At 37.6% G+C, this 21,172-nt stretch carries 21 protein-coding genes; 6 read left to right on the top strand and 15 right to left on the bottom strand.

Features of this window, described 5'->3' with window-relative positions; all coding sequences use genetic code 11:
• A partial coding sequence (locus L1D55_RS19750) for an ATP-binding protein (RefSeq protein ID WP_239918564.1) occupies positions 1–163 on the top strand: 163 nt, incomplete at its 5' end.
• Between the two features lie 288 nt (positions 164–451).
• On the opposite strand, the gene L1D55_RS19745 is transcribed toward L1D55_RS19750, so the two are convergent.
• Positions 452–1,555: a Wzz/FepE/Etk N-terminal domain-containing protein gene (locus tag L1D55_RS19745; protein WP_239918561.1), complete on the bottom strand. Its 1,104-nt coding sequence runs from the start codon at positions 1,553–1,555 to the stop codon at positions 452–454.
• A gap of 258 nt (positions 1,556–1,813) precedes the next feature.
• Between L1D55_RS19745 and wecA the strand changes: the two genes are divergently transcribed.
• Positions 1,814–2,878, top strand: coding sequence for a UDP-N-acetylglucosamine--undecaprenyl-phosphate N-acetylglucosaminephosphotransferase (gene wecA, locus L1D55_RS19740; protein ID WP_239918560.1), 1,065 nt, complete (start codon positions 1,814–1,816; stop codon positions 2,876–2,878).
• A 156-nt stretch (positions 2,879–3,034) separates the two neighbouring features.
• On the opposite strand, the gene L1D55_RS19735 is transcribed toward wecA, so the two are convergent.
• Genes L1D55_RS19735 through L1D55_RS19725 form a run of 3 tightly spaced genes read right to left on the bottom strand, consistent with a single transcriptional unit; the run spans position 3,035 to position 6,968 of the window.
• Positions 3,035–4,162, bottom strand: coding sequence for a glycosyltransferase family 4 protein (locus tag L1D55_RS19735; protein WP_239918559.1), 1,128 nt, complete (start codon positions 4,160–4,162; stop codon positions 3,035–3,037).
• A 50-nt stretch (positions 4,163–4,212) separates the two neighbouring features.
• The gene (asnB, locus tag L1D55_RS19730; RefSeq protein WP_239918558.1) at positions 4,213–6,093 is read right to left on the bottom strand and encodes an asparagine synthase (glutamine-hydrolyzing); all 1,881 of its coding nucleotides are present in this window, start codon (positions 6,091–6,093) and stop codon (positions 4,213–4,215) included.
• 8 nt (positions 6,094–6,101) lie between these two features.
• Positions 6,102–6,968: a hypothetical protein gene (locus tag L1D55_RS19725; protein WP_239918557.1), complete on the bottom strand. Its 867-nt coding sequence runs from the start codon at positions 6,966–6,968 to the stop codon at positions 6,102–6,104.
• Between the two features lie 393 nt (positions 6,969–7,361).
• Here L1D55_RS19725 and L1D55_RS19720 point away from each other — a divergent pair, with 393 nt between their 5' ends.
• A complete protein-coding gene (locus L1D55_RS19720; RefSeq protein WP_239918556.1) occupies positions 7,362–7,559 on the top strand; it encodes a hypothetical protein in 198 nt (65 codons plus the stop codon).
• Positions 7,560–7,977: 418 nt separating this feature from the next.
• Here the strand turns inward: L1D55_RS19720 and L1D55_RS19715 are convergent, their stop codons facing one another.
• The 11 genes from L1D55_RS19715 to rfbB are packed head-to-tail and all read right to left on the bottom strand — an operon-like array spanning position 7,978 to position 18,651.
• Positions 7,978–8,919 (bottom strand): glycosyltransferase, encoded by a 942-nt coding sequence (locus L1D55_RS19715; protein WP_239918555.1) that lies wholly within the window; start codon positions 8,917–8,919, stop codon positions 7,978–7,980.
• On the bottom strand, positions 8,888–10,225 hold the full coding sequence (locus tag L1D55_RS19710; protein ID WP_239918554.1) for a hypothetical protein: 1,338 nt from the start codon (positions 10,223–10,225) through the stop codon (positions 8,888–8,890). The genes L1D55_RS19715 and L1D55_RS19710 overlap by 32 nt, the downstream gene beginning before the upstream one ends.
• Positions 10,215–11,051: an NAD(P)-dependent oxidoreductase gene (locus L1D55_RS19705; protein ID WP_239918553.1), complete on the bottom strand. Its 837-nt coding sequence runs from the start codon at positions 11,049–11,051 to the stop codon at positions 10,215–10,217. The genes L1D55_RS19710 and L1D55_RS19705 overlap by 11 nt, the downstream gene beginning before the upstream one ends.
• 23 nt (positions 11,052–11,074) lie before the next feature.
• Complete coding sequence (gene rfbH / locus L1D55_RS19700) at positions 11,075–12,388, bottom strand: lipopolysaccharide biosynthesis protein RfbH (protein WP_239918552.1); 1,314 nt, start codon at positions 12,386–12,388, stop codon at positions 11,075–11,077.
• Between the two features lies 1 nt (position 12,389).
• Entirely contained in the window at positions 12,390–13,469 is a 1,080-nt protein-coding gene (gene rfbG / locus L1D55_RS19695) for a CDP-glucose 4,6-dehydratase (protein ID WP_239918551.1), read from the bottom strand.
• 3 nt (positions 13,470–13,472) lie between these two features.
• Positions 13,473–14,246: a glucose-1-phosphate cytidylyltransferase gene (gene rfbF, locus L1D55_RS19690; protein WP_239918550.1), complete on the bottom strand. Its 774-nt coding sequence runs from the start codon at positions 14,244–14,246 to the stop codon at positions 13,473–13,475.
• 24 nt (positions 14,247–14,270) lie between these two features.
• Entirely contained in the window at positions 14,271–15,242 is a 972-nt protein-coding gene (locus tag L1D55_RS19685; RefSeq protein ID WP_239918549.1) for an FAD-binding oxidoreductase, read from the bottom strand.
• On the bottom strand, positions 15,239–15,796 hold the full coding sequence (gene rfbC, locus L1D55_RS19680) for a dTDP-4-dehydrorhamnose 3,5-epimerase (RefSeq protein WP_239918548.1): 558 nt from the start codon (positions 15,794–15,796) through the stop codon (positions 15,239–15,241). Before rfbC ends, L1D55_RS19685 begins: the two co-directional genes overlap by 4 nt.
• A 4-nt stretch (positions 15,797–15,800) precedes the next feature.
• Positions 15,801–16,682: a dTDP-4-dehydrorhamnose reductase gene (gene rfbD / locus L1D55_RS19675; protein WP_239918547.1), complete on the bottom strand. Its 882-nt coding sequence runs from the start codon at positions 16,680–16,682 to the stop codon at positions 15,801–15,803.
• Positions 16,682–17,566: a glucose-1-phosphate thymidylyltransferase RfbA gene (rfbA, locus tag L1D55_RS19670; protein WP_239918546.1), complete on the bottom strand. Its 885-nt coding sequence runs from the start codon at positions 17,564–17,566 to the stop codon at positions 16,682–16,684. Before rfbA ends, rfbD begins: the two co-directional genes overlap by 1 nt.
• Positions 17,566–18,651 carry a dTDP-glucose 4,6-dehydratase gene (gene rfbB, locus L1D55_RS19665; protein ID WP_239918545.1) on the bottom strand — a complete coding sequence of 362 codons (1,086 nt, stop codon included), beginning with the start codon at positions 18,649–18,651 and terminating at the stop codon, positions 17,566–17,568. The genes rfbA and rfbB overlap by 1 nt, the downstream gene beginning before the upstream one ends.
• Positions 18,652–18,927: 276 nt before the next feature.
• Here rfbB and L1D55_RS19660 point away from each other — a divergent pair, with 276 nt between their 5' ends.
• The 3 genes from L1D55_RS19660 to gpsA all read left to right on the top strand — a co-directional run bounded on the left by L1D55_RS19660 (position 18,928) and on the right by gpsA (position 21,134).
• On the top strand, positions 18,928–19,362 hold the full coding sequence (locus L1D55_RS19660) for a rhodanese-like domain-containing protein (RefSeq protein ID WP_137406325.1): 435 nt from the start codon (positions 18,928–18,930) through the stop codon (positions 19,360–19,362).
• Between the two features lie 82 nt (positions 19,363–19,444).
• A complete protein-coding gene (gene secB / locus L1D55_RS19655; RefSeq protein WP_004741403.1) occupies positions 19,445–19,912 on the top strand; it encodes a protein-export chaperone SecB in 468 nt (155 codons plus the stop codon).
• A gap of 175 nt (positions 19,913–20,087) precedes the next feature.
• The gene (gpsA, locus tag L1D55_RS19650; protein WP_239918544.1) at positions 20,088–21,134 is read left to right on the top strand and encodes an NAD(P)H-dependent glycerol-3-phosphate dehydrogenase; all 1,047 of its coding nucleotides are present in this window, start codon (positions 20,088–20,090) and stop codon (positions 21,132–21,134) included.
• Positions 21,135–21,172 lie beyond the last annotated feature (38 nt).

Below are 21,172 nucleotides of genomic sequence, written 5' to 3'. Positions count from 1 at the left end.
CACAATCGTCATCAGCCAGTTACCAGTAAAAGAGTGGTACAACATGATCGGCAACGCTACTGTCGCTGACGCTCTAATGGATCGTCTAGTTCACAATAGTCATCGAATAGAACTGGGAGGTGAATCAATGAGAAAACTGGCGCAATCCGAACACTTAGAGTAAAAATAGGGAAAGAGAAAAAGTGCTGGTTCAGGTGTTCGGAATAAACCGAAACAAGCGTTCGCAATCACCGAAATACGCAGTAAGGCTTTTTGAATGAGGTACAGAAATCGGTCTAGCATTCTATGGAACTAAGAGAAAGCCTCCTGGCTCTACAAAAATTAAGCCTCGTATTCAGCCATTCACTGTACAGCTCTCGGAGCAGGGATAGTATGTAAGGGGCATAAAAATAGCCAGTGTATACACACTGGCCATTTAGAGGTATGAGCACTGACTATAAATGATTAGAGATCACTCTTCTTTTCTTAGTGCAAATCTCATGAGCACGAATGCGACGCCAATAACTCCACCAAACAATGTTGAAAATAATATAATCAATACGCGCTTGGGCTTATCTCTGGATATTGGTTTCTTGACGTTTTCAAGAAAACGAAAAGTTTGAAAATCAATGTTGCGGTTAATTTTAAGGTTGTCGAGCATGTCTAACTTTGCATTTATTTGTTGTAAACGAGGTTCAATAACACTCAAGTTTTTAACAGTTTCCAAAGCTTGAACCTTTGCTTCTAAACCTTTCGAACCAAGATCAATAGTGAATATTTCGCTATCATTTGAAACTTTACTCGGCTTATCTACACCAGCTGATTGTGCAATCTTCAAAGCATACTTAGCTGTCTCGGTTTCAACCGCTAGCTTATTTTTAGCTTGAGTTTTAGTAACGACTTTTTGTTGAATCAATTCGTTTTTCTTGATGTTAATCACCGCCTGCAGATTGTTTAATGCATCTTGGCGAACTTTAGATTCCGTTGCTAAAATGTAGGATTTTAGCAATTCATAACTACTTTCTTTTGTAGTCGATTGGAACACTATAAAGTATGGCGACGTAGAATCCTTACTATCCTCAAGCGAAGCTTTAATTCGCTTGAACCAAGCGTTTATATAAGCTTCATCGCTTAAATCTCGTTCAGGTTCTATATTTTTAAATTCAAGGTTGTTATCCAGAAAATCACGCTTATTGTTGGTAGAATTGAAAGCATCAATAAAACGCTTGAAAAGAACATTCGGCTTAGCTAAACCATCCAAATCTCGACCGACCAAGACTGTGCCATCATCTTGGTAAACATTAAATATTGGTTGAAATTGACTGACTTGCTGTTGGTATGCTGCTAGATCTTGCAGCTGAGGTTTGGTAATTTTAGCCTGAGAAGACCACCATTCTTGAGCAATCAACACAAAACAAATACTAGCTATTGCGAATGTAAAGCTAGTTAATATGATTAAAAGCTTCCCATTCCATAAAACTTTAAACAACTCTCGAAGGTCTATCTCGCTATTCGAGTTTCCAGTCACTGGATGACTTAGTTGTGTGGACGAATGTGGCTGACTTTGCTGATTCACTGTAAATCTCTCAAACATGTAAATAAATTGATAACTGGGAGATGCTACCACACCATGTGCTAATAGTATTGTCAGAACCAACAAGTTATCGTTCGCCGTGTCTGAAAATAGCAAATTTCTTAGTTTGAAACAAACCAATGACGCAACATCAGCTTGCAAAAAACGCTTACGTAATAGCCCCTCAACCAAATATACTTTTGTACCTTTTTAGCGTATGATTCGCATCATCAAAAATTAATAAATTGGCTAGAATTCGTCATGTTGTTAGAGTTGTCTTTCGTTGGTTTTTTTTCCTGTTCTTCGCTATTTTTAATGCGTAAATTTGCTAAGAGCATAGGTTTGGTTGATAAGCCAAACGCTAGGAAACTCCACAACGGAGCAGTTCCGTTAGTTGGTGGGATATCCATATGCTTGTCTATAGGGCAGTTTATAGCTTCCAACCCAGACGTAATAGCCCATAGTTATTTATTTTTGAGTTGTATAACGACTCTAGTAATTATTGGAGCTCTAGATGACAAATTTGATCTAAGTTTTAAATTACGCTTAATAATTCAAGCGTTACTTTCCATCATCATGATGTACTTTGCAGATCTAAGATTAGAAAACATTGGGGATATCTTGGGTATCGGAGCCATAAACTTAGGTGCACTTAGCCCAGTGATAACTATCTTAGCTGTAATCGGCGCTATCAATGCATTTAACATGGTAGATGGTATCGATGGACTTTTGGGGGGGTTGTCTATAGTGACATTTGCGGGGATCGCAGTATTGCTACAAGTTGAGAGCCAGCATGGGCTTGCTTATTTGTGCGTCGTGTTTATAGCAGCAATCATACCTTACATACTGATGAACTTAGGTATTCTGGGAAGAAAACGTAAAGTATTTATGGGTGATGCTGGCAGTATGATGATTGGCTTTACCGTGATTTGGTTACTACTTGGAGCCAGCCAAGAAGAGAATGCATTTTTGATGCGCCCAATTACAGCTTTATGGTTAATTGCCATACCTTTAATGGATATGGCTGCAATCATGTTTAGGCGTATAAGACGAGGAGACTCTCCCTTCAAGCCGGATAGAGAGCATTTACACCACATATTTCAACGTCTGGGATTCACTTCGCGTCAAACTCTAGCCATAATTTGTATCGTTGCAAGTTGTTTTGCAGGATTTGGTATTTATGGCGAATTAACCAAAATAAAAGAGTCGACAATGTTTGTCCTCTTTATTATTAGCTTTATAGGGTACTCAGTGGCAATGTGCTACGTATGGAAGCTCACTAGTTGGGTGAGAAATTTACGTGGATTACCTATAAAAAAATATTAATTACAATTCAATATATTAAAATCATATCTTGATGTGTAGGGTGGATTTAATACCGATAATAGATTTTTGATTATCGATATTAAATCACTATACATTGTCAGCTAGCCAGAAAAGTTCAACAACAGTCTATAATTGTGACTAACATAAAACTTATTCCTAACTGTTAAGAGCAGACTTTACTGTATGTAAGTACTTATCGATAACGATTTTTTCATCAAACTCACGTTCAACTTTTCTTCGACTCTTAGTACCCATTAACAAACGCTCATCATGACTCAGAGAAATCATTTTATCTAACTGTTCCACTAAACTTGAAGTGCTCCTAGGTTGGCACAAATAACCATTGATACCATCATCAACTGTTTCTCTGCACCCAACATTATCTGTAGTTACAATTGGTTTACCCATTGCACATGCCTCAAGTAGTGACTTCGGAACACCTTCACGATAGAACGAAGGTAAGACCAAGCAATCAACCTTAGCAATCTCTTCCTCAACATTGTCTGAGATACCTAAATAAGTAACAACCCCCTCCTCAATCCAGGAATCCATTTCAGCTTTCGATACTGATGAAGAATTGGCTACGTCTAAAAAACCAAGTAAACGAAACTCAACTTGATTACCGTATTTCTCCCTTAATTCCCTAGCTGCCTCAACATAATGCCCAACTCCTTTGTCATAGAGCATTCTAGCTATGAGCAAAAAACGTACGGTTGAATCATTTGGGCTTGGGGACACCTTAAAACGAGATAAATCAACACCAGACCCCGGAACTCTATCAATGATACGAGTTGGAACTAGGTTATTTTGGATAAAGAGTTCCTTGTCATCATCATTTTGAAAAAAAACTTTGAATGCAGATGGTTGACTAATTTTATATAAAAATCGAGCTAACTTTGCAGTCAAATTATCCTCAATGAATATTTGCCCAAGTCCAGCAATATTATTTATTGACTTAGCACCAGATACTCGAGCAGCTAAAGTACTGTAAATATTATTCTTAGGTGTAAAATTTAGTATCACTTCAGGGTGATGTTTTTTATATAGCTGGAAAAAGCTATATAAGGTTCTCAGATCATTGAAAGGGTTTTTTCCACCTTGATCGATATCAATATGAAAATGCTCTGCTCCCATATCTTGTAACTTTACTGAATATGGGTCTTTAGGAGAAATGACACCAACTACGTAACCTTCATCTAACAAAGCCTGTACTGTATTTCTTCTAAAGTTATATATATACCAACTTGTATTTGATGTTATAAAAACTTTCTTATTACCATTCATGCTTTAGGCCTTAAATATAAAATTTATCACTAATAATATTATAAAATTTATCAACTAGTTAATTCATTAGATTGAAGATTTACATTATGGAGCCATCTATACAAAAAGAATATGTTCCATATTAATTTATAATCTTTAAATGAGCCTTTATAGTACAATTCAATACAATTATTGAGCTTGTTGAAAATATTTTCATCAAAAAAGTCCAAACCTGATAATGAATCCATATATTTTTTAAAGTCAGACTTCATTTTAGTATCTAAAAGCTCTTGGTAAGGCACAGAAAAACCTGACTTAGGCATATTGAGAATATCACTTGGTAATATACCTCTGACTAGCTTTCTTAATGCTACTTTTTGTTCACCATTAGATATGTGCTCTTCATCTTTATCCGACAAAGCAAAGTTAAAAACATTAGAATTAAGTAAAGGAGCCCTAGCTTCCATAGAACAAGCCATTGTCGTGCGATCTACTTTAACCAGAACATTTTCATGCAAGTAACTATGTCTATCATAAGTTGATAAAGTTCTCGGGCTTAAGTCTTGTACATCAGGTTTAAAAGGTTCTGGGATATCGAGTACTTTAGAGTAATCTCGCCCGGATAATATCTTAAAAAGTAGATCATTTTTATCTCGAAAAGTGATGACCTCGGACAACTTGTCTACTTTTTCAAAAAAGGCTGTTGGAAGTTCTTTTCCGTATAGGCACTTATAAAAGAGAGGCAAAAGTTTATTTCTTACAGCATCACTGCTACAAAGTAATGTTGAGACAGAGCATCTAATAAACCTAGGTACTGGCTTTAATTTTCTATAAATTTTATCCGCCAAAACGTGTCGATTATAGCCTGTGTACAACTCATCACCACCATCCCCACTAAGGCATACCGTTACTTTATCTTTCGCGTATTGGCTTAGTTTGTATAAAGCTAAATAAGAAGCGTCTGCAAAAGGCTCATCAAAGATGGTGCTTGTTTCATTAAGTGCAGAGTACAAATCATCTTTGGACAAGATCAACTTATTAATTTTCAACCCTAGAAATCGCGCAACTTCTTCTGCTACTTGTGATTCATCATAACCTTTGTTCTCAAAGCCAATGGTAAATGCTTCGATGTTTCTATCAACCTCAGAAACATAACTAGCGATTAATGATGAATCAACACCGCCAGATAAGAATATGCCAACAGGAACATCTGATTTCAAACAAGAGTTAACGCTTTCTCTGATTATATTATTAATACTACATGAATCCTCGTTGAAAATAGGAGTATTATTATAACCACTAATACTTAAAACTCTTTGCTCGTCAATCGAATAATGCAAAAATGTTCCTGGTTCAATTTTCTTATAGTTTTCAAGTATCGAATCTTTTCCTTTGGTGTAACCATAATGAAGATATGTTGACAGCGCTGAAGTATCAATATCACAAGTTCCATATAGATCAACCAAGCTATAAAGAGAAGATGAAACTGTAATATTATTATTATTTAGACAGTAATAAAGCGGCTTTTCTCCAAAGGGGTCACGGCATACAAAAACCTCCCCTTTAATGTGGTCACAAAACGCAAACGCAAACATTCCATGAGCATGGCTTAAAGTAGCCTTTACACCAAATTCAATTAAATACCTTAACAATACTTCCGTATCGGATTGCGTCGCAATCTCGTTAGGATTATGCAATCTTTCCTTAAGTAAGTCGTAATTGTATATCTCACCATTAAATATTAGTGAATACCTACCATCTAAACTGAACATTGGTTGATTAGCTGAAGCAGACAAGTCCTGTATTGAAAGTCGAGCGTGACCTAAAAAACTATCATTCAAAGGGATCGCGCTAATATTGTCCGGCCCTCGATTATATTGTAGTTTCAAGGCGTGCAAAAAACCTTCTTCGCTTATCTTATACTCCCCATAAATACCTAATATTCCGCACATAATTCTTCCTAACTTCTATATTTACCCATATTTTTTGTTATTGCGTCTTTTATTCCCTTCAAATTATAGAAAAGACGCTCTCTTTTATCACCAACAAAAATCAGATTAATGCTAATGTTAACCAACCTTCTAGAGAACATATAAATTTTGTAAGGTAAAGGGCTATCAGAGTTAATAAGTAAGTAGAGATTATTTCTTGTTTGATAATAGTTTCGGATCGGAGCCGATATAGGAAGCTTCCGACCACAGAAATTAAATGCGTTCTCACCAACCTGATGCTGCATGATGACCTTCTTGTCAACAATGACGTTATATCCTTTAGCTCTAGCACGCCAACAGATCTCAAAATCAACCATATCTAAAAACAGGTTCTCGTCGAAGCCTCCAATTTGATTTGAGATTTCAAGAGAATATAGCATCCCTGAAGTAATTAATTCCTTTGCGTTATATATATCAGTGGCTCCATCTACCTTACCAGAGTATCTTACATAATAATCTTCATGGTCATAAGTTACAGGTTTTGGACCAATACAAAACAAATTTTCCCTGTAATCAGAAAATGACTGGCTTAAACCCGTGATCAGTTGACTATCTATCTTAGAGTCTTGATCAAAATATATTGCGTGGGTAAAACCTTTTTCAATCGCAACTTTATTAAGATAATTCAGAGCGTAAGCTAAACCTAAGTTATCACTAAAAGAGTAATAATATACGGCATCATCGGCTCGCTCTAATATTTCTTTTTCATCATCAGATAGAGGTATTTCCGAGTTGTCAAATATGAAGTAAGAATACCCCGTTGAAAATTTTGAAAAATTTTCTAAAATATCGTCTAAACTAAATTTATATCTACATATAAAAACACATGTATTCATTAAAATCATTACCATTTTAATTGTTCAAAAAATTCCACTCACAATATAAATAGTGGTTTATAAATAATAAAACCATAAACTCGATAAAGCACAACTAGAGCGAAGAAAAATAAAACTAAAATATATTTATAGCTTCTACTATATGGAAAAGAGGCAAAGCAATAAATGATAAAAACAGCAGCTATATCATTCACTCTAATTGCCAACTCTGGAGAAAATGATAGAACGATGGAGCTAAATACAAGAAAAATAACTGATAAAAGCCAAGTAGTATTGACATGTACTTTCTGTTCTTTAACATATAGCCAGGAAAAAAAGCAAAAGCCGTAAGATAGAGAATGGCTCAACGAAAAGTATTCAACTTTGTACGCGTGCCAATTTTCAAGGTAACCTTTGGCTGAAGGTCGTATTATATATACTAACTCAGTAAGCATACCAGAAAAGCTTAAAAGGGCTATACATCCAGTTGCCATTAGAAGAATAACTTTACTTAAGCCATATCGTGCTTCTAACTTATATAGAATAAAGATTGGAAAAAGAACAATAAGACTCAAATGGAACAAACAAGATATTAAGAGTAAAAATAAATAAAATGTATAATTTCCCTTTGACAACTGATATATAGCAGCTAAGGCAAAAGTAAGACCGATAGCAAGCCTGATCTGAGTAAGCTCATGTAATAAAAAGAAAGATCCAACGTAAGATATAATAAATATAAGTCTTATAATTTCATTACTTGATACTTTATATACAATGTAAAACTTAGAGGACAAGCAAATTATAGCCGTAAAAAACCAAACTAATAATAAGTTAATGCCCGATTGATAGCTCATTGAAAAGTAAAGTTTAAATAACGGTTCAAATCGTGTTAAATCGATATTTTCAAAAGCCCAGGAATATTCAAAAAAGTCACGCCCAAATGGAGCTAGAAGAAATGAAGAAAATGGAATTACATATAGTAGAACTAGATATATAGAAAAGTAAAAGTACTGATTTTTCGACGAGGATTTCATAACTTAGATTCACGATTAAAAAGTATTTTTAATTTTCTTAAAAACGAATATGTCTTTCTAGGAATAAAACAAGAAAGAAATAGGATAGCTAGCGTTTTCTTATCTGTAGTTTGACGTAAAACCTCCAAGTTTCCAAAAAACTTCTTGCATCCTATCCCATTAGCTGCTCTTATCCTTAAAAGGCTAGTAATCCCAAACACGCCAGATTTGTTATTATGTTGTCTAATTGTATGTAATAGAATCTTGCCGACCTGCTCGTCATCCACGGATTTAAGCATACTCAAAAATCTAACACACCAAATATCAATCGCATGCTCATACCAATAACTATGCTTCCTGACGTCAGTATTCTGCATCGCGGAGTAAGGTAACCAAAAATGTTGTCCGCTACCTTGTTTTAGAATTTCTAAATGTGATGCCAATTGAATTAAATTACATCCATTATATTTATCAAGGTCTAACAGATTAAATATCTTGGTTGGCCAAATTGTTGTATCAATCAATGTCAAATGCCAGCCAACACCTGATAAATATTCGCGAGTGCTAATTTCGGGTGGTACAACTTTCCCTTTAACGCGAGAAAAATTATTGAATGATAAGACAAGACCATTACTTTTATTTAAAATATCTAATGCTATTTTCAGTGCTTGCTGATCAATATAGCTAGCATCGCCTATTACCCAAGTATATTCAGTTTCTGAAGACTTCATTGCTCGTAAATAATTACGATCATATCCAAGATCATCAATATGATTAATAACATCTAAATTAGAGTATTCACCCTGCATTGTTTGGAGCGAATGACTAGTCATATCTGTCGAAGCATTGTTATGTACTTGTACACGTAAACCTAATCTATTTGCTACTTTTAAATTATGCGATAAAACATCGCATAATATTCTTTCCCTATTTTTTGTGATAATTGCAATTGACAGCATGGTTTCTCTTTCTAATTTTTACTTTTCCTACAATATAGAAAAATGGGACGATAAAAAGCCAATAGACTAAAGCTATATAATAGAATGCACCTTCTATATTGTTCGACTTTATCAAACTAAATGCAATTGCAGCAATAATTATAGCTGATATTAAGGATATATAATGGAACGGCTCTACTTTATGTGCTCTGACATAAATCGCATAACAAGACATAATGTATACCCCAACTTCTATACCAAGTATAGAAGAAAATATTTCTAGAGATACTACTCTATCATTATATAAACTATAATAATTAGATGCATAATATAGTAAAGCGATAGCTACCATACCAAAAATAAATGTTGCGCCAGATAACTGAAATTTCTTTTTAAATTCATCTCTGAATTTTATTAACTCTCCCTTAGAAATTAAAATGTTAAAATAAGGAAGTTTTGACTCTAACCAGGCGTATGAAAAGGTAGAAATTGTTCTTACTACTGTTAATGTCAAGCCAAGCTGCCCCGCTAATTGCGAGCCTTGATATTTATAGACTAAAGGAACAAATATGTTAAACATGAAGTAACCTGAAAAAAAGCTGACAGCATATTTAATTTGAAGGTTTTTAAGCTCTTGACTGTTAAATTTTACAGGCCTATTTCTATCTCTGTATAGTTGAACCCAAAATTTAGTGTCTACATAATACAGCATTACACATATTAACAGCACCATCAGTATCATGATTACAGGTAAAGAAGAAAGTCCAAAGCCTAAACTCAAGAATATTGGTAGTGTTGTGATATAAAGAATATTACTAAATGCTCGAATTTTATGGACTATTGCGACTTTATCCATTCCTCGATATATATATATCAATAATACGCTAAGTAGATTAATCCCAGAAGAAATAGAATATGCAACCCACACGAAAATTATCCAAGAACTCTCATTATCGAAAAAATTATAACCAACTATAATTAATCCAATAACTGCTACAGGTATAATTATGAAATATAGTTTTAAAGCGTAAGATATAATAGCAAACAACTCTCGATTGTTTCTATTAAATATAACAAAACCATTTCTTAGGCGTACTTTAGCATATTCGTGGCTTATATATTGGCTAACTACAGTTGTAAACCCCATCTCTGCTAAACCAACTAATGCCGATAAACTTATAAATGTATACCATAACCCTTGCTGGTTGGGATCCAAAAAAAATAATACACAAATAACACTTAACGGTCCCTTAATTGACGCAATTATTTTGTCAAAGAAAACCATAATTGTGTCAATATCTAAATGTTTGATGAGTTTACTTAACATTTTTATTTTCCAGTTGACTATCAATATAAGAAACAATTTTGTCTTTAACAATTATTTCTTTGTATCGATTACAACTAGAAATTTTCATCAGTTCCACTTCTCTATATGGTATAGCACCATAATTAACATGAAAATCACCATAGTTATTGATAATGTCGACTATGGTTTTTAAGCTGTAGTTTTCATCAGACTTCAATTGATATTTGGAACACTCACTAAGTTTAGATAATTTGATAAGATTTATCACAATATCTTCCACATCAACTAAGTTTAGCTCTTGATCACCTTCCGTGGTATCAATACATTTTCCACTTTTAAATGCGTCTAATAGTTTATCTAGTATTTTTCCTCGGTTGTCATCAACTCCAAAGGTGCCATAAAATACCACCTCAATACACGACATTCCTTTGTAGGTATTATAGTAATCAAAGAAAGACTCCATCGCTTTTTTAGATGAAGAGTATAAGTCAATCGGTACGCCAGCATTATCAGCATCTCCAAATTGCCAGTAAGTTCCAGCATAAATAAACTTAGTATTTTTGCTATGACTACTTAAATACTCAAGTATATTGATAGGTGCTGTAATATTTACATTTACAATATCTTCAATACTGCTTTTGCTATAGCTCGCAGAAAGATAATATATTACATCAGGTTGAAATTCATTTATTATATATTCTGCACTATCGCTAAAATCATAATATTTCACCATCTGGTCTTGCTTTGGATATCGAGTTACACACCCAACATCATAACCTTGCTTTAACAGAGCATTAACTAGGTGCTGACCAATGAACCCTGTACCACCATAAATTAGAGCTTTCACTTATACTCTCCCTAAACTGAACTTTAGAAATTCAAACCAAAAAATTCTTCAAATTTTTCGATAACAAAGTCCAAGTGATTCTCATCTAAGCCAGGGTACACACCAATCCAAAATGTATTATTCATAATCAAGTCAGTGTTGGTTAAATCACCTACCACACGATATTCAATGTTTTCGAAGTATGGTTGACGAGTTAAGTTACCTGCAAATAATAAGCGAGTACCAATCTTATATTGATCCATAAACTTGAGCAGGTCTACACGTTCAATACCGCAACCCTCTTTAATCGTGATAGGGAAACCAAACCACGATGGATCTGAGTTTTTTGTAGCCTCTGGCAATATAATGAACTCTTCACAACTAGTTAGCCCATCTCTAAGATAAGCATAATTATCTTTACGTTTTTGAACTAAATCTTCAACACGATCCATTTGTGCTAGACCACAAGCTGCCTGCATATCGGTGATTTTTAAGTTATAACCTAGATGTGAGTATGTGTATTTATGATCATAGCCTTGAGGAAGGGAACCAAGCTGCATGTCAAAACGCTTTTTACATGTGTTATCACAACCAGGTGCACAGTAGCAATCTCGTCCCCAGTCACGGAAAGATTCAATTAACTTACGAAGTTCGTTGTCCTTCGTAAATACTGCACCACCTTCTCCCATAGTAATATGGTGAGCAGGATAAAAACTTACTGTTGAGATATCACCAAACGTACCAACCATCTTGTTATTGTAGGTTGAACCTAATGCATCACAACAGTCTTCGATTAACCAAAGGTTGTACTTGTCAGCTACGCGACGAGCCTCCGTTAAGTCGAATACATTACCAAGGGTATGAGCTACCATTATTGCTTTAGTTTTTTCTGTAACTGCAGCTTCAATCATTTCTGGCTGAATTTGATACGTAGGGATATCAACATCCACAAATACAGGTACTAAACCATTTTGAATGGTTGGGTTTACTGTTGTAGGGAAGCCAGCAGCGACAGTAATCACCTCATCGCCCGGCTTTAACTGACGTTCTCCAAGCTTTGGTGATGTTAATGCTGTTAATGCTAAAAGGTTTGCCGAAGAGCCAGATGTTGTCGTTAATACATATGGTACACCAAGGTATTCTCCTAGACGTTTTTCAAAAGCATCATTAAAACGACCAGTTGTCAGCCAACCATCTAGAGATGCTTCGACCATTAGCTGTAACTCTTTTGCTCCCAATACCTTACCAGATGGAGGAACGACGCTTTTACCTCCGATAAATTCTTGAGGGGCATATTGCAGTGCCGCGTATTGTTCAACAAGTTCAGCGATCTGACTTCTTAATTGCTCTTTGGACATTTTACTTACCTACTCTTGCTGTCATGTATTCTTTAATTTCATTTATCGTGTATTCTTTCATGTCTTCTTTATTGAGCCATGCTTTTTGCCAGTTCACGATTTTATCTAAGGTTGTGCTTAAATCCCACACAGGTTGCCAATTCAATCGCATTTTCGCTTTTGAACAGTCTAATTTTAAATAGTGCGCTTCATGGGGGTGATTTTCTTCACTCAAGTACCACTCAGCACCTTCTCCCCATAGTTGTGTTAATCGCTCAACAATCCACTCAACAGGTTTTGCATCTTCTTCCTTTGGACCGAAATTCCACCCTTCAGCAAATTCTGGTCCTTGCTCATACAAGTGTTCTGCAATTGTAATGTAACCAGAAAGAGGTTCTAACACGTGTTGCCATGGTCTAATTGCATGAGGGCTGCGAATCTCCACTTTTTTACTATCAGAAAATGCATTCAGCATGTCAGGTATCAATCGATCCTCTGCCCAATCACCGCCACCAATAACATTACCAGCGCGAACCGATGCTAATGCGCAACCGTGCTGTTCATAGTCGTCCTTGTTAAAAAAAGATTGACGGTATGAAGACGCTACCAATTCAGCACAACCTTTACTATTACTATATGGATCATATCCACCCATTGGCTCATTTTCACGATAACCCCATACCCATTCACGGTTTTCATAGCACTTATCGGAAGTAATATTTATAACCGCTTTTACTCCTCCAACCTGCTTAACAGCTTCAAGAAGATAAACTGTACCCATCACATTCGTTGAATAAGTTTCAATAGGCTCGTCATATGATAGACGAACCAATGGTTGGGCTGCCATGTGAAATACGATCTCAGGCTTAAAGTCATGAATAACCTGACGCAAGTGAGTAAAATCACGAATATCGCCTTCTTCCGTAGACATTCCCGACCAAACCTGAGCTTCTTCAAATAAACTAGGTGTAGTCGGTGCAGGTAAAGAGTAACCTTTTACGATGGCTCCCATTTGTTGAAGCCATAACGATAACCAGCCACCTTTAAATCCGGTATGCCCTGTGATAAATACTTTTTTTCCTTGCCAAAATTGAGGGGTCATAATTTACTTCCAAACTTTCCAAGGGGCATTTCCTTCCTGCCACAATTCTTCTAGATATACTTTATCACGCAAGGTATCCATCGGCTGCCAAAAACCATGGTGTTCATATGCCATTAGCTGATTATCCTCTGCTAGTTTTTTCAATGGATATTGCTCCCACGTACAGCTGTCACCATCAATTAACTTCAACACTTCAGGAGATAAAACAAAGAAGCCACCATTGATCATCGCACCGTCACCTTTAGGCTTTTCTTTAAAACTGCTAACTTGACCTTCAGTAATATCTAATGCACCAAATCGCCCTGGGGGGAAGGTTGCTGTTAGTGTGGCATTTTTGCCATGTGCCTTGTGAAACTCAATAGTTTTTGTAATATCGATATCACCAACACCATCACCATATGTAAAGCAAAATGCTTCTTCATCTTTGAGATACTCAGCAACACGACCTAAACGGCCTCCTGTCATTGAATTATCCCCAGTATCAACTAAAGTAACAGTCCAAGGTTCAGCACGCTTTCTGTGTACTTTCATTTCGTTATTTTTCATATCAAAGGTCACATCTGACATGTGTAAGAAATAGTTAGCAAAATACTCTTTAATTACATAACCTTTATAACCACAACAAATAATAAAGTCATTCACACCATGGGCTGAATATTGCTTCATAATATGCCATAAAATTGGCTTACCACCGATTTCAACCATAGGTTTAGGTTTTACCGATGTTTCTTCGCTTAAGCGAGTTCCTAAACCACCAGCTAAGATGACTGCTTTCATTATATACTCCAACTAACTTTAAACTTATTTTGCAGGTGTGAATGCATCAGAAAAAAATGAATTTTCCGGAAGACCATGTTGTAATAATAGAGATTTTGCTTCCTCTATCATACGAATAGAACCACAAGCATAAACTTCGATATTATCAAACGAATCAAAATCTTTAATCACTTTATTTTGAACATACCCCAATTCGCCCCCATCAGGGGCCGTAGTTTCACGCGATAACACAGGCGTAAAAGAAATATGTTCATTTCTCTGAGCTAGCTCTATCAATTCATTACAATAAAGTTCTTTTTCATACTGCATACCCCAATAAATATGCACATCACGTTTATCTTTTTTTGCAACTAGCTCTTCCACTATGGCTTTTATTGGTGCAATACCAGTCCCCGTAGCCAACAACACCAATGTTTTATTATTGTCTTTTACGAAAAAAGTGCCCTTGGGTCCTTCCATTCGCATCAATTGATTTTCTTTAAGACCATTAAACAATAACTCGGACATTTTACCATTTGCAACTTGTCTAATATGAAGTTCAAGTTCTTTTAAATCCGATTTTGCATTGGCAATTGAATAACTTCTCTTCACACCGTTATAATTTAAGTCTATATACTGACCTGGCAAATAATTAAATTTAACAGTCGGAGGGAATCGAAACTTAATTAAAATAATATCTTCGGTAACTAACTCAACACTCGCCACTTTACAAGGGATTGTTTGTTGTTTGATATTAACAAGCTCTGGATAATAGTTAGCTTTCAAAGCAATATCTGACTTCGCTCTAGATTGGCAAGTCAATATATAACCTGAAGTTACGACATCCCCCTTTTCATTTTCAACCAAGCCATCAATAACTTCGGCAGAGCACACTCCACAGTCTCCAGTTTTGCAACTGTGTTCTATCGGCAGTGAGGCAGATAAAGCATCATCTAATAGGTTTCCCTCACTCTGATACTTAACACCTGCTGGCTGAATCTCAATAGTGTACTTCATAAACAACTACCTAGCTTAACTGCTTCAACGAGAGAAAAAGCATTGCTATCTTTTAGCGAAAGCATGGGGTTATTTTGTAATGGCCACTCAATAGCAATGCTTTCATCGTCCCATCTGATAGAAAGTTCGGCTTTGGGATTATAGTAGTCCGTGCATTTATATACAAATTCGGCTTCATCACTTGTTACATAGAAACCATGAGCAAATCCTTCAGGCACCCATAACTGTCGTTTGTTTTCTGCAGATAAATACTCCCCTACCCATCGGCCAAACGTCGGTGAGCCCTTACGAATGTCAACGGCTACGTCAAACACTTCACCTGACACCACTCGAACCAACTTGCCTTGGGTATTTTCTGTTTGATAATGCAAACCTCGTAAAATACCTTTTTTCGACTTGGAGTGGTTATCTTGCACAAATTGTGTCGGCTTGCCCGTCACTAACTCCTCAAATTGCTTTTGATTCCAGGTTTCCATAAAGAAACCACGCTCATCACCAAACACACTTGGCTCTATAATTTTTACATCAGGAATGCGTGTATCGATTACTTTCATTTTATTACCCGGTGTACGCTTGAATATTGTTTAAAGCTGCCTTCCAATCACTAGCTTCAATGGAAAAGCTTGCCATAATTTTATCGTTGCTTAAGCGAGAGTTGCTTGGACGCTTGGCCGGTGTTGGATATTGGTCTGTAGTAATACTTGTTAGGGTCGGCTTGCTCTCAAGAACCTTTTTTTTAACAGCAACATCAAAAATCGCGTCAGCGAAATCAAACCAGCTGACATGAGGCAACCCCGAATAGTGATAAACACCATATTCAACCTCACTTCCTTGAGTAATACGTTTCGCGATTTGAATCAATGTACTTGCAATATCACCAGCAAATGTAGGTCCACCAAACTGGTCACCGACAATATTCAACGCGTCTCGAGTCTGACCTAAGCGCAGCATAGTTTTCACAAAATTATTACCGCTCTCGCCAAAAACCCACGCGGTACGAAGAATAATGTGCTTTTCACATGACTGTGCAACAGCAATTTCCCCAGCCAGTTTACTTTCACCGTAAACACCTTGGGGGTTTGTCGTATCTGTCTCGATATAGTCACCTACTTTATTACCTTCAAAGACATAGTCTGTAGAGATGTGCAAAATTACCGCATCAATGGTTTGCGCGGCTTGTGCTAGATACTTGGGACCATCACGATTTATCGCATAAGAGAGGTCAACTTCTTCTTCCGCTTTATCAACTGCAGTATGTGCAGCTGCGTTAATAATTATGGCCGGCTGAAATTCAGAAACAACTGCGTTAACACTATCTTGGTTCGTGATATCTAGATGTTCTCTATCCAGTGCCAATATTGTCGTATTTTCATCTTGATTTAGCTGTTCGGTTAGACAGGTACCTACCTGGCCATGACAACCTGTAATTAATACACGCATTAAACCATTGCCTTCTTCTTTTCATTGACTAAACGAGTCAGATACTGGCCGTACTCATTTTTCATCATTGGCTTAGCCAAGGTCAGTACTTGTTCATCACTCAGCCAACCATTACGCCATGCTATTTCTTCTAAACAAGCGACTTTTAAACCTTGAACATGTTCGATTGTTTGTACAAAGGAAGAGGCCTCATGAAGACTCTCATGTGTACCTGTATCTAACCAAGCAAAACCACGACCAAGTAACTCTACGCTCAGCGAGCCATCATTAAGGTACATCTCATTAAGCGTTGTAATTTCTAATTCTCCACGGTGAGATGGCTTAACTTGCTTGGCCATTTCCACCACACGATTATCGTAGAAATACAAACCAGTCACTGCATAGTTAGATTTTGGAATTTCCGGTTTCTCTTCGATAGATATCGCTTTCATATCTTCATCAAACTCAACGACACCGAAGCGCTCTGGGTCTTTAACTTGATAGCCAAACACGGTGGCGCCGCACTCTCTTGAAGCTGCATTCTGTAAAGTTTGTGAAAATGATTGACCATAGAAGATGTTGTCGCCCAGAACTAAACACACACTGTCATCACCAATAAACTCCTCACCGATGATGAACGCTTGAGCTAAACCATCAGGACTTGGTTGGACTGCATATTCAAGGTTAATACCGAAATCAGAGCCGTCACCAAGGAGACGCTGGAAGCCCGCATTGTCTTCCGGCGTCGTGATAATCAAAATATCTTTAATACCAGCGAGCATTAATGTTGAAACTGGATAAAACACCATTGGTTTGTCGTAGATAGGCAGTAATTGTTTCGACACTCCACGCGTAAGTGGATATAAACGAGTGCCTGAACCACCAGCCAATACAATACCTTTCATTATTTATCTCCTGCCATGACACCTAGACGTTCACGTTGATAGCTACCATCTTGCACGTTTTGACACCACTTGGAGTTATCTAGGTACCATTGAACTGTCTTACGAAGACCTGTCTCGAACGTCTCCTCTGGCGTCCAACCTAATTCACGTTGCATCTTAGATGAGTCGATAGCATAGCGACGATCATGACCAGGACGGTCTTGAACATAGGTGATTTGCTCTGCGTATTTAGTCTCTTTTGGTACTAGCGCGTCAAGGATGTCACAAATCGTATTCACAACGTCAATGTTTTTCTTTTCGTTATGACCACCGATATTATAAGTATCGCCTACTTTACCTTCGGTCACGACTTTATAGAGAGCTCTTGCATGATCTTCAACGAACAGCCAGTCACGAATTTGATCACCTTTACCGTAAATAGGAAGGTCTTTTCCTTCTAGAGCGTTAAGAATAACCAGTGGAATCAATTTTTCAGGAAAATGGTAAGGGCCATAGTTATTTGAGCAATTAGTAACAATAGTTGGCAGGCCATAAGTACGAAGCCACGCACGCACCAAATGGTCACTTGATGCTTTTGAAGCCGAGTAAGGACTAGATGGCTCATAAGATGTCGTCTCCAGGAACATTGGGAGCTCAGTTCCTTCAGGGACCTCATCTGGGTGAGGAAGGTCACCATAAACTTCGTCTGTAGAGATATGGTGGAAGCGAAACTCTGCTTTCGCTTGATCTTCAAGTTTATTCCAGTACTCGCGCGTCGCTTCCAATAACGTATATGTTCCAACTACGTTCGTTTCAATGAATGCAGCGGGGCCAGTGATAGAGCGGTCAACATGCGACTCTGCGGCTAAGTGCATTACTGCATCCGGTTTATGCTCTGCAAAAACACGATCAAGTGCTGAACGATTACAGATATCCACTCGCTCAAACACGTAACGTTCACTAGATTCAACTTCAACTAACGACTCTAAATTACCAGCGTAAGTGAGCTTATCAACGTTGATTACGCTGTCAGATGTATTGCTTATAATATAGCGAATAACGGCAGAGCCAATAAAACCTGCTCCACCAGTAACTAATATCTTCACACAAACTCCTAAAAAATCATAAACTTAGAAAGGATGGTGGTTTATTCCAAGTACGCTACCGCCCTTTGGCCACAAAGCGAAAACCACACTACGCATCTAAAGTTAAAAATGTAAATGTAGCCATTATCTATGTAACTGGAAATATAATCAAAAAAATCCTTAAACTTTGTTCTTTGTATTGTTCAAAAATAGAGTTCTCTATGTACACTAAACTCCAAATCTCGCTATACTCCTACCCTATAATTTTCTGCCCAATAACGAATAAGAGTTCAATACATGCAAGAGTTAGTTCCATTTGTTCAAGAGAATATGATTTTAGCCATCGTATGGGTTGGCTTGGTTGTTGCCATCATTGCGAACGTAATCAAAACATCAAATGCAGCCTACAAAGAGATCACGGCTGCGCAAACCACACAACTGATTAACCGTGAAAACGGTGTTGTGGTTGATATTCGTACTAAAGATGAGTTCAAAAAGGGCCATATTACTGACGCACTTCACATTTTACCGTCAGACATCAAATCAAATAACCTAGGCAGCCTTGAAAGCCGTAAAGCAGACCCAATCATCGTAGTATGCAAAACAGGTCAAACCGCTCAAGAAAGCGCTAACTTGTTAGTTAAAGCAGGCTTCGAAAACGTAAGCGTGCTGAAAAGTGGCCTAGTGGCTTGGAGCGAAGCTAACCTACCTTTAGTAAAAGGCAAAAAGTAAGCTGACCTAACCAACAAACTTTCGGGCTTTGTTCGACAAATATAGTGAATAAAGCCTAATTTAAATTTTTAAGGACAAGAAAATGGCTGAAGCAGCACAACAAGACGCACAACAGAACTTCGCAATCCAACGTATCTTCCTAAAAGACGTATCTTTCGAAGCGCCAAACTCTCCAGACATGTTTCAAAAAGAGTGGAATCCAGATGTAAAACTGGACCTAGACACTCAAAGCCGCGAACTTGGTCAAGGTGTTTACGAAGTAATCCTACGCCTAACGGTTACTGTGAAGAACGCAGACGACACTGCATTCCTTTGTGAAGTTCAGCAAGGTGGTATCTTCTCTGCAAGCGAAATGGAAGCGGGCCAACTAGCACATTGCCTAGGCGCATTCTGCCCGAACATCCTATTCCCATACGCTCGTGAAACAATCTCTAGCCTAGTGGTTAAAGGTACGTTCCCACAACTGAACCTAGCACCTGTAAACTTCGATGCTTTGTTCATGAACTACCTACAGAACCAAGCTCAACAAGCTGAAGGCGAGCAGGCTTAAGTCTCAAAGTAGAACTTAACCCTAACGTTTCAAACGCTAGTTAACTCTTAAATGCACATCGTAACTTCTGCGATGTGCATTTTTTCTTTACACTGTACTAAGATAGAAAGCCTTCTGACTATTAGGAAGCTTTTCCAGAATTCTTCTATTTCCCTCATTATTTTTAGGTGGAAGCATGACAGACACAACTCGCCCGACTAACACGGCAGACGCTTACGGCAAAGAAATCGCCATGACGGTCATTGGCGCTGGTTCTTACGGAACTTCTTTAGCAATATCTCTAGCGCGTAACGGTGCAAACGTTGTTCTTTGGGGACATGACCCTATCCACATGGCGCACCTTGAATCTGAACGAGCAAATAATGAGTTTCTTCCTAATATCGATTTTCCAGAAAGCCTGATCATCGAGTCAGACCTAGAGAAAGCAGTGACAGCCAGTCGTGATCTCCTGGTCGTCGTTCCTAGCCACGTGTTTGGCATCGTCTTAAATAGCCTAAAGCCTCATTTGTCAGCAAATTCTCGAATCTGCTGGGCAACGAAAGGTCTAGAACCAGAAACAGGCCGACTACTTAAAGATGTCGCACACGATGTGCTTGGTGAGCATTACTCTCTAGCGGTTCTATCTGGCCCTACTTTCGCCAAAGAACTTGCGATGGGTATGCCGACCGCTATTTCAGTCGCTTCACCAGATGAGACTTTCTTAGAAGAGCTGCAAGAAAAAATTCACTGTGGCAAAACTTTCCGCGTATACGCAAACTCGGATTTCATTGGTATGCAGCTTGGTGGTGCAGTTAAAAACGTTATCGCGATTGGCGCTGGCATGTCGGATGGTATTGGCTTCGGTGCCAATGCACGTACAGCGTTGATTACCCGTGGCTTAGCTGAGATGAGTCGATTGGGTGCAGCTCTTGGTGCACAACCAGAGACCTTTATGGGTATGGCGGGACTTGGTGACCTAGTACTGACATGTACCGACAACCAATCGCGTAACCGACGCTTCGGTTTAGCGTTAGGTTCCGGTAAAGATGTTGATACCGCACAAGAAGAAATTGGCCAAGTGGTCGAAGGTTATCGCAACACTAAAGAAGTTTGGTTACTATCAGAACGTATGGGCGTTGAGATGCCGATTGTTGAACAAATTTACCAAGTGCTGTATCAAGGAAAGGACGCACACTTAGCTGCGCAAGATCTGCTTGCTCGCGATAAGAAGTCAGAAAGATAATAAGAGCAGATGCGGAATTCGAGTAAACGAGAAGCGAA

This window comes from Vibrio sp. Isolate22 (genome assembly GCF_022398115.1).
Lineage (GTDB): Bacteria > Pseudomonadota > Gammaproteobacteria > Enterobacterales > Vibrionaceae > Vibrio.
This window is presented reverse-complemented; position numbering and strand designations above follow the sequence as displayed.

What these genes read in the sequence shown, in the direction of transcription:
- wecA (WP_239918560.1), top strand. Translation starts at nt 1,814, where the DNA reads ATGTTGTTAGAGTTGTCTTTCGTTGGTTTTTTTTCCTGTTCTTCGCTA.
- L1D55_RS19735 (WP_239918559.1), bottom strand. Translation starts at nt 4,162, where the DNA reads ATGAATGGTAATAAGAAAGTTTTTATAACATCAAATACAAGTTGGTAT.
- asnB (WP_239918558.1), bottom strand. Translation starts at nt 6,093, where the DNA reads ATGTGCGGAATATTAGGTATTTATGGGGAGTATAAGATAAGCGAAGAA.
- L1D55_RS19725 (WP_239918557.1), bottom strand. Translation starts at nt 6,968, where the DNA reads ATGAATACATGTGTTTTTATATGTAGATATAAATTTAGTTTAGACGAT.
- L1D55_RS19715 (WP_239918555.1), bottom strand. Translation starts at nt 8,919, where the DNA reads ATGCTGTCAATTGCAATTATCACAAAAAATAGGGAAAGAATATTATGC.
- L1D55_RS19710 (WP_239918554.1), bottom strand. Translation starts at nt 10,225, where the DNA reads ATGTTAAGTAAACTCATCAAACATTTAGATATTGACACAATTATGGTT.
- rfbH (WP_239918552.1), bottom strand. Translation starts at nt 12,388, where the DNA reads ATGTCCAAAGAGCAATTAAGAAGTCAGATCGCTGAACTTGTTGAACAA.
- rfbG (WP_239918551.1), bottom strand. Translation starts at nt 13,469, where the DNA reads ATGACCCCTCAATTTTGGCAAGGAAAAAAAGTATTTATCACAGGGCAT.
- rfbF (WP_239918550.1), bottom strand. Translation starts at nt 14,246, where the DNA reads ATGAAAGCAGTCATCTTAGCTGGTGGTTTAGGAACTCGCTTAAGCGAA.
- L1D55_RS19685 (WP_239918549.1), bottom strand. Translation starts at nt 15,242, where the DNA reads ATGAAGTACACTATTGAGATTCAGCCAGCAGGTGTTAAGTATCAGAGT.
- rfbC (WP_239918548.1), bottom strand. Translation starts at nt 15,796, where the DNA reads ATGAAAGTAATCGATACACGCATTCCTGATGTAAAAATTATAGAGCCA.
- rfbD (WP_239918547.1), bottom strand. Translation starts at nt 16,682, where the DNA reads ATGCGTGTATTAATTACAGGTTGTCATGGCCAGGTAGGTACCTGTCTA.
- rfbA (WP_239918546.1), bottom strand. Translation starts at nt 17,566, where the DNA reads ATGAAAGGTATTGTATTGGCTGGTGGTTCAGGCACTCGTTTATATCCA.
- L1D55_RS19660 (WP_137406325.1), top strand. Translation starts at nt 18,928, where the DNA reads ATGCAAGAGTTAGTTCCATTTGTTCAAGAGAATATGATTTTAGCCATC.
- secB (WP_004741403.1), top strand. Translation starts at nt 19,445, where the DNA reads ATGGCTGAAGCAGCACAACAAGACGCACAACAGAACTTCGCAATCCAA.
- gpsA (WP_239918544.1), top strand. Translation starts at nt 20,088, where the DNA reads ATGACAGACACAACTCGCCCGACTAACACGGCAGACGCTTACGGCAAA.